The sequence below is a fragment of the Pantoea osteomyelitidis genome (assembly GCF_044342975.1).
GTDB classification, from domain to species: domain Bacteria; phylum Pseudomonadota; class Gammaproteobacteria; order Enterobacterales; family Enterobacteriaceae; genus Pantoea; species Pantoea osteomyelitidis.
The window spans coordinates 25,363-38,178 of record NZ_JBGFSN010000002.1 but is presented as its reverse complement, the minus strand read 5'-3'; the positions used below and the strand labels follow the sequence as shown (position 1 = coordinate 38,178).

Genomic DNA, 12,816 nt, shown 5'->3' with positions numbered 1-12,816 from the left:
GTTTCAAATAGCGAAAAGGTTTATTATCATCGGCACTTATATCGCCTGAATAATAAAGCCTGCCGCAGGCAGAGTTCAGAATTTGATGGCATAAAAACAGCCTGCCAACAGGCGTTTGGCCCCAAAAAAGGAATGTAATAGATGCGCTGTAAAACGCTGACTGCTGCGGCAGTGGTAATGCTGATGATGACCGCCGGATGTTCCACTCTTGAGCGTGTGGTTTATCGTCCGGATATCAATCAGGGAAATTATCTGGTTGCCAGTGATGTGTCGAAACTCTATACCGGTATGACGCAGCAACAGGTAGCTTACACGCTGGGCACGCCAATGATGCGTGATCCCTTTGGCAGCAACGTCTGGTACTACGTTTTCCGCGAAGAGCCGGGCCATGAGCGTGTAAAACAGCAGACGCTGACCCTGACGTTTGACAGCAACGGCGTGCTGACCCATATCGACAACAAAGCGAACTTATCCGGTTCTCAGGGCTGAGTTCAGGCTGCATATAAAAGGCGCCCGGACGGCGCCTTTTGTTTTTCTACAGTGAGCTAAGTGGCGATTATTTTTTACTGGCCGAGCGCTCAGCGCGTTGACGACGCATCTCTTTGGGATCGGCAATCAAAGGCCGGTAAATTTCCACTCTGTCGCCATCTGCGAGGGGGTCGTTTAATTTCACCGGACGGCTGTAGATGCCGATTTTATTGCTGGCGAGATCGATGTCGCGACGTAGCTCAAGCAAACCTGAAGCTCTTATCGCCTGCTCAACCGTACTACCCTCTTCCAGCTTTACGCTGCGCAGATACTGTTTTTCCGGTAGCGCATACACGACCTCAACAACAATCTCAGGCACGATAAACCTCTTTTGCGCGCTGGCTGAAGGCCTGCACCATGCTGTTAGCTAATTCCTTGAAGATGCGTCCGAATGCCATCTCAACCAGCATATTGGTAAATTCAAACTCAAGGCTCAGCTCAACTTTGCAGGCGTCATCTCCCAGGGAGACGAAATTCCAGCCACCCGTCAGCTTACGGAACGGACCATCCACTAACTGCATATGAATGCTCTGATTGTCAGTGAGGGTATTACGCGTAGTAAATGTTTTGCTGATACCGGCTTTAGAAACGTCGACGGATGCGGTCATCTGGTTATCGGAAGCATCAAGCACGCGGCTTCCGGTACAGCCTGGTAAAAATTCAGGATAAGCATCCACATCATTCACGAGCTGGTACATCTGTTCGGCACTGTAAGGGACAAGTGCAGAACGACTAATCTGGGCCATAATGGTTCCTGTTCGTCACAAAACCGCTGAATGATACCATTTTCAGCGATCAAACTAAAATTCCTTACCTTTACAGGCGTGTTAGAATAGCGAGTTTTTCATCGTCCCGCTGGACAGGGGATGCCATAACCGCCCAAGTGATGTAAAATAAACCGTACTATGACAAAGAATAAAGCTCACAAACCCGGTTCCGCCACCATTGCTCAGAACAAGCGTGCCCGTCATGAATACTTCATTGAAGAAGAGTTCGAAGCGGGGCTTGCGCTGCAAGGATGGGAAGTCAAATCACTCCGTGCCGGCAAAGCCAATATCAGCGACAGTTATATCCTGCTTCGTGATGGTGAGGCTTACCTTTTCGGCGCAACGTTTCAGCCGCTGGCGGTGGCGTCCTCCCATGTGGTGTGCGACCCCACGCGTAACCGCAAACTGCTGCTTAACCAGCGCGAACTCGATTCGCTCTATGGCCGCGTAAATCGTGAGGGTTATACCGTCGTGGCGCTTTCTCTCTACTGGAAAAACGCCTGGTGTAAGATCAAGATCGGCGTTGCGCAAGGTAAGAAGCAGCATGACAAGCGCGCTGACATTAAAGAGCGCGAATGGCAGGTTGATAAAGCGCGCATCATGAAGAAAGCCGGTCGTTAAACGCTGGATTCATTTATTGTTTTTTGTTATGCTTGATCGTTCTTGGGGCTGATTCTGGATTCGACGGGATTCGCGAAACCCAAGGTGCATGCCGAGGTGCGGTAGGCCTCGTTAAAAAGCCGCAAAAAAATAGTCGCAAACGACGAAAACTACGCTTTAGCAGCTTAATAACCTGCTAAGAGCCCTCTCTCCCTAGCCTCCGCTCTTAGGACGGGGATCAAGAGAGGTCAAACCCAAAAGAGATCGCGTGGATGCCCTGCCTGGGGTTGAAGCGTTAAAACTAATCAGGCTAGTTTGTCAGTGGCGTGTCCGTCCGCAGCTGGCCAGCGAATGTAAAGACTGGACTAAGCATGTAGTACCGAGGATGTAGGAATTTCGGACGCGGGTTCAACTCCCGCCAGCTCCACCAAAATTCTTCAAAGATGGTTCCAGTGCCATCCGCAGAAGTCCTGGAAGCCCGCACGGCACAAGCCCTGCGGGCTTTTTTGTGTCTTCCCCCATCCGCGTTCAGAAGAGCCACATGCTGCAAGACAAATCCCCATTCCCTACAAACCCCAACCCTCCATTTACGGTTTATTCCTAAGGCAGCATGCTCCAGGCCGTGCCATGCTTAAACTAAGTTCATAGCACTGATAAGGTTTGACGAGGATATTATGAAAAAAACAGTGATGGCATTATCTGCACTTCTGCTGGCATCTCCGGTTTTTGCCGCAACCACACACGCAACAGACGATACCGTTGCCACGGCGCATGAAGGAGCGAACACTGCAAAGGAAAAACTGCATCAGGCACAAAACCAGGGCGAGGAAATGAAACTCAAATCCAAACACGCCGCTGAAGGGAAAAGCAACAACCTGAGCAGTAAAGCCAGCGAAGGCACGCAAAAGACCTGGCACAAAACCAAAGAAGGTACTGAAAAAGGTTGGGATGCAACCAAAGAAGGTACTGAGAAAGGCTGGAATAAGACGAAAGAAGGTGCAGCTACTTTGAAAAAGAAAGTCACTGAGTAATTCGTCATCTTTATAAAAAAGGCCGCAATCGCGGCCTTTTTTATTTTATGATCAAAGTAAAAACTCACTGACAATAAAAGAAAGGCATCCATCACTTGTAATCTGCCTGCACTTAAAATCTTTATTTCCTCTGCTCTATTAATTACACGACCATTTCTTTACCTTTCTTTATCTTAATATTCTTTAACTCATTAAACTTCACAAATATCTATCCTGTTGACTGGCTGGAATTTATTTTTCACAACAAAAACCCCTATAAACACCCGCCGACTATACTCAAACCTTACGTTCAAACCATCAAGGGTAATCACATGAAGCTGGCAGCTTTCGATATTGGCGGCACATCGTTAAAAATGGGGGTTATCACCGATCAAGGCGAAATCCTGAAAAAAGAGAAGTCTGAAGTTCTACAAAGCTCAGGCTCAGAAATATTAGATAAAATTCTTCAATGGATTAATGACAATCCCGAGTGCGAAGGCATTGCCATCAGTGTTCCCGGCCATGTCGATCCCGGCAATGGCTCGATTTCCATGGGCGGGACGGTAAGAGATTTTGATCAATTCAATATTGTCGGGTGGCTCACAGAACGCGCTTCGCTTCCCGTCACGGTAGAAAATGACGCCCATTGCGCTTTACTGGCTGAACGCTGGCTCGGCAAAGCAAAAAATATGGCTGACTTTTTAATGATCACTATTGGTACAGGCGTAGGCGGCGCGGTTTTCTGTAATAATGCGCTGGTTCATGGTAAAAATTACAGCGCCGGAGAATTTGGTCGCCTGTTAACTTCTCGTCCCGCCAGCGACAGCATCAGTCATTACACCATGGACAGAACCTGCACCATGAGTTCTTTAAGAGAATATTACAGTCTGCAAAGCGGAATTCCTGAAGAAGAAATAACCGGCGAAGATGTTTTCGCAAAATACGATAACGGCGATCCTGTCTGCAGCCGACTGGTTATAACCTTTTATCAGGATATCTGCGCAGCCATTTATAACCTGGCGCATATTTTTGACCCGGAATGTATTTTCTTTGGCGGCGGAATTACCGCGCGGGAAAAATTCCTGGAAGAGATTAAATTCCATCTGGAATGGTTCGGCTTAGATATTGATTTAGATACGGCCACGTACGGTAATGATTCGGGTATGCTGGGCGCAGCTTACCATTTTTTACAGCAGAACCCTCAACACGACGAAAAGCGTTGAGTCATTCTGCAATTATTTTGCCGCTGCCGTCATTGGGGCAAGGCAGAACATCAACGGTATCTTTTGGCATCGCCGCCAGTTTAAGAATGTCTGCCCCCTTCCGCTTTGGCTAAACAGCGGTCTTTCCGCGCGGGAAGAGGACGACATTAACGTCAGGGCTAATATGGCGTTGCCCGTACCGATACACGCCCTGCGATGCATAACGGCTCTATCAGATAAAAAAGTAAGCGTAGCAAAAGCCCGTGGCGTTACTGCTTCTCCCGGCTCAGCGGCATTGCCATCTCGCTGGCCGGATCGAACAGCGACAGGCTTTCGATCTGATCGAGCATGATCACCTTGCGAAAGGCGAGCGCATTTACCTCATCCGAGCTCAGCGAGATGTTGTGATCGTGATACCAGGCGCTGTAATTATGCTCCACATGCAGATCCAGGGTGCTTTCATCGCGGTAGCCGCTCAGCATCGGAATCAGCACGATGTTACTGGTGTTGCCGCTGTCGAAGCTGGCGGTCTGGATCATGCCGATATAAATACGCTGTGACTTTAGCGTTACCCACGCCAGCTCACCCTCTTCCATACATTCATAAAGAATGCCTTCCACACCGTTGGCGCGCGTCAAATATTTATACAGCTCGCGGCGTTCAGCGCTGCCCAGCCGTGCGCTTTTCGCCCAGTTGGAACGGTAAAGACAGATCAGAATGGTAAAGCTCAGCATCGTCATCACCGGTCCCTGCACGCCAAGAAAGCTACCGGTCATAAAATCTATTTGATAGTTATGATAGTGGCCGTCGCCCAACGGGGTATGGTTCAGGATCGTGGAGATAAGCAGCAGCAGGCTCCAGAGCAAGCCGGTGGCAATAAGTCCCTGAAGAACAAAAATACAGCCGTAGAGCGCCACCAGAAAGTAAACGTCCCAGCCAAAGGTGCGTTTGAATTTTAAGCGCGTGGAAAGGTCACGGCTGGCATACCAGTACCCGCAAACCATCAGAACCATAAAGATGGCGGTTGCCATGTTATGCCCTCCTCAGTGCCGCAACGTGGCGGGCAAAATCCTCCTGCACGGCCTGATTATGCGTATTCACCATGGCATTGCCATCTTCATCAATAATGATGCGATCGCCGTCGGCAATGGCGTCCTGAATATCGCCATGACTGATGATATTTAAAAATCTTTCCGGGCTGGCAAAAAGAGAATGAATGATTTTGAACATAAGCGTCCTCCTGCTCTAAGTGTGGCTGAGAGGAGAAAAGTTTGGGCCAGGAATGCATATTAAGCCTGGTTTTCAGCATTATTCTGAACAGATTTCAATCAATAAACATAAAACTGCCCATAATGTCGTCGCAGTTCGCGACAAACTTCAGGTAAACCGTTAATAATTTGCTAAGGCCAGCCCTGCGATTAACAGCCTTATAACCGTAATCGGATGCTTATATCTTTTGAGCATATGCATAGCCGGAATTCGACTATTCTTAATTAAAGGCCTTCCGTAAACTCGCACCACTATTTAAGGCAAGGAAATTCCATGAAAAAAATAATTCCCTCCCTGCTGGCTCTATCGCTGGCAGCGGCGTTCTCTCTTCATGCCGCCACGCCGAAAGATACGCTGGTGATAGCCCAGTCTACCGATGACGCAGACAGTTTCGATCCGGCGAAAGGTTTCGAGCTGACCACAATGCAGGCCTTTACCAATATTTATCAGCGTCTGGTCCAGTCCGATCCGCAAAATCCGGTGGATCTCAAGCCGACGCTGGCGACCTCATGGCGCGCCGGTAGCGATAACCGCAGCCTGATTTTCGAGCTGCGTAAGGATGCGAAGTTTGCCTCCGGCAACCCGCTGCGCCCGGAAGATGTGATTTTCTCACTGGGACGCGTGGTGAAGCTGAACCTGGATCCCTCCTTTATCCTGACCCAGCTGGGCTGGAATAAAGATAATGTCGATACCTTTATGAAAAAGGTTGATGACAATCATGTGCAGATCGGCTGGAGCGCCGATCTCAGCCCGACCTTTGTACTCAGCCTGCTCTCTGCCCCCGTCTCCTCGATTCTCGATGAAAAAACGGTGATGGCGCATGAACAGAAAGGCGATCTGGGCAACCAGTGGCTGACGACCCATTCCGCCGGCAGCGGTCCGTACCAGATCCGTAAAGTGGTGCTGCATGAGGTCGTGCTGCTGAGCGCGAACCCCACCTCGCCGGGCGGCGCACCGAAGCTGAAAAATATTCTGATCAAAAACGTTCCGGAACCGGCGGCGCGTCGTCTGCTGCTGGAGCAGGGCGATGCCGATATCGCACGCAACCTTGGTGCGGACCAGATCGCCGCGCTGAAAGGCAAGGCGGGCGTCAAGACCGAAGCGATCCCGATGGCTTCGCTCTACTATATGCAGTTCAATGTCGATGCCAATCCTGTGCTGAAAAACCCGGCGCTGTGGGAAGCATCACGTTATCTGTTCGACTATAAAGGCATTGCGAACGATCTGCTGAAGGGCCAGTTTGATGTTCATCAGACCTTCCTGCCGAAAGGCTTCCTCGGCGCGCTGGACGAAACCCCTTACCAGTACGATCCGGAAAAAGCGAAAGCGATTCTGAAACAGGCCGGTCTGGAAAACGTTCACTTTACCCTTTCCACCAGCAATCAGCCGCCCTACCTCGATATTGCGCAGGCATTGCAGGCGAGCTTCGCCAAAGGCGGCGTCAAGGTGGATCTGATTCCTGGCCTCAGCTCGGAAATCTCCGCTAACGTGAAGTCGCATAAATATCAGGCGCATCTGAACGCCTGGGGCGCAGACTATTTCGATCCCAACACCAACGCCTCCACCTTTGCCTACAACCCGGAAAACGGCAACACCACTCTGGCCTGGCGCTCCAACTGGCATACGCCGGAGCTGAACAAGCAGGTGCTGGCGGCCACCGCCGAGAGCGACAGTAAAAAACGCGTAGAGATGTATCAGAATCTGCAGCGCGAAATCCTGAAAAGCTCGCCGTACGTGATTGGTTTGCAGGCGCGTAACCTGATCGCCCTGCGCGACAATCTGCAAGGCTACGTGCAGGGGATTAACCCGGACATGGTCTATTACGCGCAGGTCACAAAATAATGGCGGCTACTGCCACTGATGCCGGGCTTGCCCGGCAATTCTGGCGTCGCGCCGGGCGACTGGCGACCAGCCTGCTTTCGCTGCTGATCACGCTGCTCGGCCTGCTGGCGTTTACCTTTATGCTGTCGCACCTTTCGCCGGTGGATCCGGTGCAGCAGATCGCCGGCGATCACGCCAGTGCGGCGACCTATGCGCAGGTGCGCCACGATCTCGGCCTCGACCAGCCGGTAATCATGCAGTTCTGGCACTACATAGAGCATCTGGCGCGTGGCGATCTCGGCGTTTCGCGCCTGACCAATCAGCCGGTGAGCGGCGATCTGATGCGTACCTTCCCCGCCACCATCGAGCTGGCAAGCTGCGCCATGATTTTCGCCGCGCTGTTCGGCGTGACGCTGGCATTACTGGCGGCCTGGAAGCCGGGCAGCATTGTCGATAATCTGGCGCGCCTGATCTCCCTGCTCGGCTATTCAGTGCCGGTGTTCTGGTTAGGTCTGCTCGGGCTGCTGCTGTTTTATGCCGTGCTGCACTGGTCCGCCGGGCCGGGGCGGCTGGATGATATCTGGATCTATACCATGGAGCCGAAAACCGGCTTTGTGCTGATCGACAGCTGGCTGTCGGGCGATCCTGAGATGTTCCGCAACGCCATCGCCCACCTTTGGTTGCCGGTGTTGATCCTGGGCCTGCTGGCGATGGCGGGCATTACCCGTCTGCTGCGCGCCGCGCTGCTGGAAGAGAGCAGCAAAGAGTATGTCACCCTGGCGCGCGCCAAAGGCGCAGGTCGTGGCCGCATCCTGCTGCGTCATATCTTCCCCAACGTGCTTGGCACGCTGATTACCGTTATCGCCCTCTCCTACGCCACGCTGCTGGAAGGCTCGGTGCTGACGGAAACCGTGTTTGCCTGGCCGGGCGTGGGACGCTACATGACCAACGCGCTCTTCTCTGCCGACGTGCCCGCCATTCTTGGCGCCACGCTGCTGATTGGCGGCTGCTTCATTCTGCTGAATGCGGTGGCGGATGCCTTAACCTGGTTAACCGATCCGAGAACCCGATGACGCAACATCTTTCTGAACTCGAAACCGTACAGCCGCGCCGTCGTCGTCGTCGCGTCACCTCGCTGGCGGTGGGCCTGACGCTGGTTGGAATCCTGATCGTGTTGGCGCTGTTTGCTCCGCTGCTGGCCCCGTGGGATCCCAATGCACAGACCATGTCGAGCCGCCTGCTGCCGCCGTCAGCGCTGCACTGGTTCGGCACCGACGGCTTTGGTCGCGATCTGCTGTCGCGCGTGATCTACGGCGCGCGCCCGACGTTGCTGCTGGTGTCGCTGATCCTGATTCTGACCATCCCGGTGGGGCTGCTGATCGGCATCGCGGCGGGCTATCTCGGCGGCTGGACCGAACGCGTGCTGATGCGTATCACCGACATCTTTCTTTCGCTGCCCAATCTGGTGATTGCGCTGGCGCTGGTGGCGATCCTCGGTCCAGGACTGCTGAACGGCGCGCTGGCGCTGGCGCTCACCAGCTGGCCGCCGTTTGCCCGTCAGGCGCGGGCGGAAACCCTGGCGCTGCGCCGCAGCGACTATCTGGCCGCCGCGCGTATGCAGGGCATCACCGGGCTGCGCCTGATGTTTGGTCATATTCTGCCGCTCTGTATGCCGACCGCCGTGGTGCGCGCCGCACTCAGCCTCGGCGGTATTATTCTCTCCGCCGCCGGCCTCGGCTTTCTCGGCATGGGGGTACAACCCCCCACCGCTGAATGGGGATCCATGGTGGCGGAAGGCAGCAAGGTGATATTCGACCAGTGGTGGGTCGCCGCCGCGCCCGGCGGCGCGATTCTTTTTGCCAGCCTGGCGTTTAACCTCACAGGCGACGGCCTGCGCGATCGACTGGATACCCGACATGCAAAATAGTCCTCTGCTTCTTGCCGATGCCCTGAGCATCCGCAGCGATGATGCGCTGCTGGTGGATAGCATCAGCTTCTCTATCGACCGCCAGCGCGTGGCGCTGGTGGGCGAGTCCGGTTCCGGCAAATCTCTTACCGCCCGCTCGCTGATGGGCCTGCTCTCGCCCGCGCTGCATTTACAGGCAAACCGCTTACAGGTGGCGGGCCAGAATGCGCTCTCAATGCCTGAACGCGCCTGGAGTCAGCTGCGCGGCAATCGCGTGGCGATGGTGATGCAGGATCCGAAATATGCCCTGAACCCTACCCGTACCATTGGCTGGCAGGTGGAGGAACCGCTGATTCTGCACCGCAAGCTGAGCCGCGCCGAGCGGCGGGAAAAAGTATGCGAGATGCTTGATGCCGTGGGCCTGCCCGATCCAAAGCAGCTGATGAAGCGCTATCCTCATCAGCTCTCTGGCGGTATGGGTCAGCGCGTGATGCTGGCTATCGCCCTGATTACCGATCCCGATTTCCTGATAGCCGATGAGCCAACCTCCGCCCTCGATCACGCCATGCGCGATCAGGTACTGGCACTGATCCGTCATCTGGTGGAGGCGCGCAACATGGGCCTGCTGCTGATCAGCCACGATCTGCAACAGGTGGCCGAGCACTGCGAACGCGTGATGGTGATGTACAAAGGTCGTCTGCTTGATACGCTGCCTGCCGCCGAGCTGCCGCGTGCCACTCACCCTTATACGCGTACGCTCTGGGCCTGCCGTCCCAGCAAGGCCACGCACGGTGAGCCGTTGCCGGTACTGGATCGTGCCGCGCTGGAGGGGACGCGTGATTGAATTAAGCAAACTTAATGTCGCCCATAAACAGGGCTATGAGCTGCGTACCGTGGTGCATGATGTCTCGCTGAGCGTCGGAGCCGGGGAGTGCTTTGGTCTGGTGGGGCCTTCCGGCTGCGGTAAATCGTCGCTGCTGTGGGTGATGGCCGGGCTGAATCCACACTGGCAGGGCAACATGACGCTGGCCGGTACCCGTGTCGCGCCGGGCAAACCCTTCACCGGCCCACTGCGCCGCGATGTGCAAATGGTGTTTCAGGATCCCTACGCCTCGCTGCATCCGCGTCACCGCCTGCGCCGCACGCTGGCGGAGCCGCTGAAACTGCTGAAGGAAACGGATATCGATCGGCGTATTGATGAGGCGTTTCGTCATGTCGGGCTGGATCCCACAATGGCGGATCGTTATCCCCACCAGCTCTCCGGCGGTCAGCGCCAGCGCGTCGCTATTGTACGCGCCCTGCTGCTGCGGCCAAAGATCCTGCTGCTGGACGAGCCGACCTCGGCGCTCGATATGTCGGTACAGGCAGAGATCCTTAACCTGCTGAACGATCTCAAGCGCGAGGATGGTTTAACCATGGTGCTGGTGAGCCACGATCCCGACGTTATCGATCATATGTGCGATCGGGCGGTGCGTATGGCTCAGGGCCGCATTGTGGAGCAGCGACAGGCGTAACCCCGCAACGCCGGTGCGCGCTCGCTGCGCACCGGCGAAAGCAAAAAACAGGTTTTCAATGCCGTTTCGCTTCAGTAAGTTAATGGTTTCTTTCATTACTTACCGAGGCCGCTGTGTTTTCGATTCAACCCGAACCCTTTTCTCCCTGCGCCGCCACGTTGATCGAGGCGCTGGATAGCTGGCAAAATGCCCTTTATCCGGTTGAAAGCCAATACTGCACCGATCTCGCGGCGTTACAGGATGATGAGCTGATTTTACTGATGGCGCGCGATGCGCAGGGGCGTGCGGCAGGCTGTGTGTCGTTGCTGCTCCAGCCGCAGAACTGCGGCGAGCTGAAGCGGATGTTCGTCGCGCCGGAATATCGCGGGCAGGGGCTGGCGGAACAGCTGATCGCTGCCATTGAGCAACAGGCGCAGCAGGCGGAAATCACCCTGCTGCGCCTTGAAACCGGCGTGCATCACCACAGCGCTATCCGGCTCTACCAGCGCCTTGGCTATCAGCGCTGCGCCCCCTTTCCGCCCTACGGCAACGATCCGCTTGGCGTCTATATGGCAAAAAACCTGCGGCTTAGTGCGCCATTGTCAGCAGCGTCTCGCTGCGAATCGATTCGGTGATTTCCGCCTTCAGTGCCATAAATTCCGGCGAGGTTTTGATGGTGTAGTCGCGATGCAGGTTGAAGCTGACCGGCACCTCCTGCTTGATGCGCCCCGGCCGGGCGCTGAATATCGCCACCTTGTTGGCCATGAAAATCGCTTCATCAATATCATGGGTGACAAACAGCACGGTTTTGCGCGACTGCTCCCACACCGACAGCAACAGCTCCTGCATCATCACCCGCGTCTGGTTATCCAGCGCGCCGAAAGGTTCATCCATCAGCAGCACTTTGGGATCGTTAGCCAGCGCGCGGGCAATGGCGGTGCGCTGCTGCATGCCGCCGGAAAGCTGGCGCGGATAGTGCTGTTCAAAACCGCGCAGCCCTACCTGCTGAATATAGTAATCGCTGCGCTCTTTCTGCTGCGCCGCGCTGATACCGCGTTCGCGCAGGCCAAAGCGAATATTCTCCTCTATCGTCAGCCAGGGAAACAGCGTGTAGCTCTGGAATACCATGCCGCGGTCGGCGCCCGGCCCGTCAACCGGCGCGCCGTCCAGCCATACCTCGCCGCGAGTTGGCGCGTCGAGGCCGGCGATAATGCGCAGCAGCGTCGATTTGCCGCAGCCGGAGGGACCGAGGATAGTGATAAAATCGTTCTCCTCAACCTGATAGTGAATCGGTTGCAGCGCCTGGGTCTGCTCGCCTTTCGGCCCGGTAAAGACGCGCTCCACGCCGCGCACATTGAGTTTGCTCTGCTGCATTACAGGTTGCTCCATGCGAACAGACGCCGGTTGGCGACTTTGAACAAAAAATCGGAAATCAGGCCGATACAGCCGATCACGATGATGCCGAAGATAATCTGCCCGGTATTCAGCAGCGCCTGGCTGTCCACAATCATATGGCCGATGCCGCTTTCAGAACCGATCAGCTCCGCCACGATGACATAGGTCCAGGCCCAGCCGAGCACCAGACGCAGCAGCTCGGCGATCCCCGGCGCCGCGCCGGGGATCAGTACGCGCCGCACGATGGAACGATTGCTGCAGCCGAGCGTATAGGCTGCCTCCACCAGATCGCGCCGCGCGCTGCTGACCGTGACGGCAACCATCAGCACGATCTGGAAAAAGGAGCCGATAAAGATCACCAGGATCTTCTGCATCTCTCCGATGCCTGCCCAGAGGATCAGCAGCGGCACAAAGGCCGAGGCGGGCAGATAGCGACAGAAGGAGACGAAAGGTTCCAGAAACGCCTCCCACATTTTGTAAGCGCCCATCATAATGCCGAGCGGCACGCCGATGATCGCCGCCAGCACAAAGCCCGACAGCACGCGCATCACCGTCATGCCGATATCGTTAGCGAAGTTGTAATCGCTGAACAGCAGCATCCCCTCTTTGACCATGGTGACGGGATCGGCGAGGAAAGTGGGCGACACCATGCCGCCCAGCGTGACCACTGCCCATACCGCCACAAACAGCACAAAGAAAGCGACGCCGAGGCCGATACGCAAGCCGGTAGAGACGCTTTTCAGCGGCACCATCAGCGGATTATGCCAGCGTACCGGCGCGTCAGGCAGCGCCTTCGGGGGTGATGTGGGTTGGCTTTTACTCATT

The 12,816-nt window shown here is 55.1% G+C and carries 16 protein-coding genes and 1 other RNA gene; 11 read left to right on the top strand and 6 right to left on the bottom strand.

Annotated elements, in window-relative coordinates; translation table 11 throughout:
* The first annotated feature begins 141 nt into the window (after positions 1-141).
* Positions 142-489 (top strand): outer membrane protein assembly factor BamE, encoded by a 348-nt coding sequence (gene bamE, locus ABU178_RS01310; protein ID WP_397211216.1) that lies wholly within the window; start codon positions 142-144, stop codon positions 487-489.
* Positions 490-556: 67 nt separating this feature from the next.
* On the opposite strand, the gene ABU178_RS01305 is transcribed toward bamE, so the two are convergent.
* Together ABU178_RS01305 and ABU178_RS01300 are read right to left on the bottom strand one after the other, a co-directional pair.
* Entirely contained in the window at positions 557-847 is a 291-nt protein-coding gene (locus ABU178_RS01305) for an RnfH family protein (protein ID WP_397211214.1), read from the bottom strand.
* On the bottom strand, positions 840-1,274 hold the full coding sequence (locus ABU178_RS01300; RefSeq protein ID WP_397211212.1) for a type II toxin-antitoxin system RatA family toxin: 435 nt from the start codon (positions 1,272-1,274) through the stop codon (positions 840-842). Before ABU178_RS01300 ends, ABU178_RS01305 begins: the two co-directional genes overlap by 8 nt.
* A gap of 159 nt (positions 1,275-1,433) precedes the next feature.
* On the opposite strand from ABU178_RS01300, the gene smpB reads away from it, so the two are divergent.
* The 4 genes from smpB (at position 1,434) to ABU178_RS01280 (ending at position 4,128) form a co-directional block, all read left to right on the top strand.
* Positions 1,434-1,916, top strand: a complete 483-nt coding sequence (gene smpB, locus ABU178_RS01295; protein ID WP_397211210.1) for an SsrA-binding protein SmpB — start codon at positions 1,434-1,436, stop codon at positions 1,914-1,916.
* Positions 1,917-1,960: 44 nt separating this feature from the next.
* Positions 1,961-2,325: a transfer-messenger RNA gene (gene ssrA / locus ABU178_RS01290) on the top strand.
* Positions 2,326-2,569: 244 nt separating this feature from the next.
* Positions 2,570-2,926: a hypothetical protein gene (locus tag ABU178_RS01285; protein ID WP_397211208.1), complete on the top strand. Its 357-nt coding sequence runs from the start codon at positions 2,570-2,572 to the stop codon at positions 2,924-2,926.
* A 311-nt stretch (positions 2,927-3,237) separates the two neighbouring features.
* Complete coding sequence (locus ABU178_RS01280; protein WP_397211206.1) at positions 3,238-4,128, top strand: ROK family protein; 891 nt, start codon at positions 3,238-3,240, stop codon at positions 4,126-4,128.
* A 248-nt stretch (positions 4,129-4,376) separates the two neighbouring features.
* Here the strand turns inward: ABU178_RS01280 and ABU178_RS01275 are convergent, their stop codons facing one another.
* Together ABU178_RS01275 and ABU178_RS01270 are read right to left on the bottom strand one after the other, a co-directional pair.
* Positions 4,377-5,138 (bottom strand): hypothetical protein, encoded by a 762-nt coding sequence (locus tag ABU178_RS01275; protein WP_397211204.1) that lies wholly within the window; start codon positions 5,136-5,138, stop codon positions 4,377-4,379.
* Position 5,139: 1 nt separating this feature from the next.
* On the bottom strand, positions 5,140-5,337 hold the full coding sequence (locus ABU178_RS01270) for a hypothetical protein (RefSeq protein ID WP_397211202.1): 198 nt from the start codon (positions 5,335-5,337) through the stop codon (positions 5,140-5,142).
* Positions 5,338-5,649: 312 nt separating this feature from the next.
* On the opposite strand from ABU178_RS01270, the gene ABU178_RS01265 reads away from it, so the two are divergent.
* From ABU178_RS01265 to ABU178_RS01240, 6 genes are all read left to right on the top strand, one after another.
* On the top strand, positions 5,650-7,218 hold the full coding sequence (locus tag ABU178_RS01265; protein ID WP_397211200.1) for an ABC transporter substrate-binding protein: 1,569 nt from the start codon (positions 5,650-5,652) through the stop codon (positions 7,216-7,218).
* Positions 7,218-8,270 (top strand): ABC transporter permease, encoded by a 1,053-nt coding sequence (locus ABU178_RS01260; RefSeq protein ID WP_397211198.1) that lies wholly within the window; start codon positions 7,218-7,220, stop codon positions 8,268-8,270. Before ABU178_RS01265 ends, ABU178_RS01260 begins: the two co-directional genes overlap by 1 nt.
* Positions 8,267-9,124, top strand: coding sequence for an ABC transporter permease (locus ABU178_RS01255; protein ID WP_397211196.1), 858 nt, complete (start codon positions 8,267-8,269; stop codon positions 9,122-9,124). Before ABU178_RS01260 ends, ABU178_RS01255 begins: the two co-directional genes overlap by 4 nt.
* On the top strand, positions 9,114-9,947 hold the full coding sequence (locus ABU178_RS01250; protein WP_397211194.1) for an ABC transporter ATP-binding protein: 834 nt from the start codon (positions 9,114-9,116) through the stop codon (positions 9,945-9,947). The genes ABU178_RS01255 and ABU178_RS01250 overlap by 11 nt, the downstream gene beginning before the upstream one ends.
* Positions 9,940-10,617 carry an ABC transporter ATP-binding protein gene (locus ABU178_RS01245; RefSeq protein WP_397211192.1) on the top strand — a complete coding sequence of 226 codons (678 nt, stop codon included), beginning with the start codon at positions 9,940-9,942 and terminating at the stop codon, positions 10,615-10,617. The genes ABU178_RS01250 and ABU178_RS01245 overlap by 8 nt, the downstream gene beginning before the upstream one ends.
* Positions 10,618-10,730: 113 nt before the next feature.
* Positions 10,731-11,231, top strand: a complete 501-nt coding sequence (locus tag ABU178_RS01240; protein WP_397211190.1) for a GNAT family N-acetyltransferase — start codon at positions 10,731-10,733, stop codon at positions 11,229-11,231.
* Here ABU178_RS01240 and ABU178_RS01235 read toward each other — a convergent pair.
* The gene (locus tag ABU178_RS01235) at positions 11,185-11,970 is read right to left on the bottom strand and encodes an ABC transporter ATP-binding protein (protein WP_397211564.1); all 786 of its coding nucleotides are present in this window, start codon (positions 11,968-11,970) and stop codon (positions 11,185-11,187) included. The genes ABU178_RS01240 and ABU178_RS01235 overlap by 47 nt on opposite strands.
* Positions 11,970-12,815: an ABC transporter permease gene (locus ABU178_RS01230; protein ID WP_397211562.1), complete on the bottom strand. Its 846-nt coding sequence runs from the start codon at positions 12,813-12,815 to the stop codon at positions 11,970-11,972. Before ABU178_RS01230 ends, ABU178_RS01235 begins: the two co-directional genes overlap by 1 nt.
* Position 12,816 lies beyond the last annotated feature (1 nt).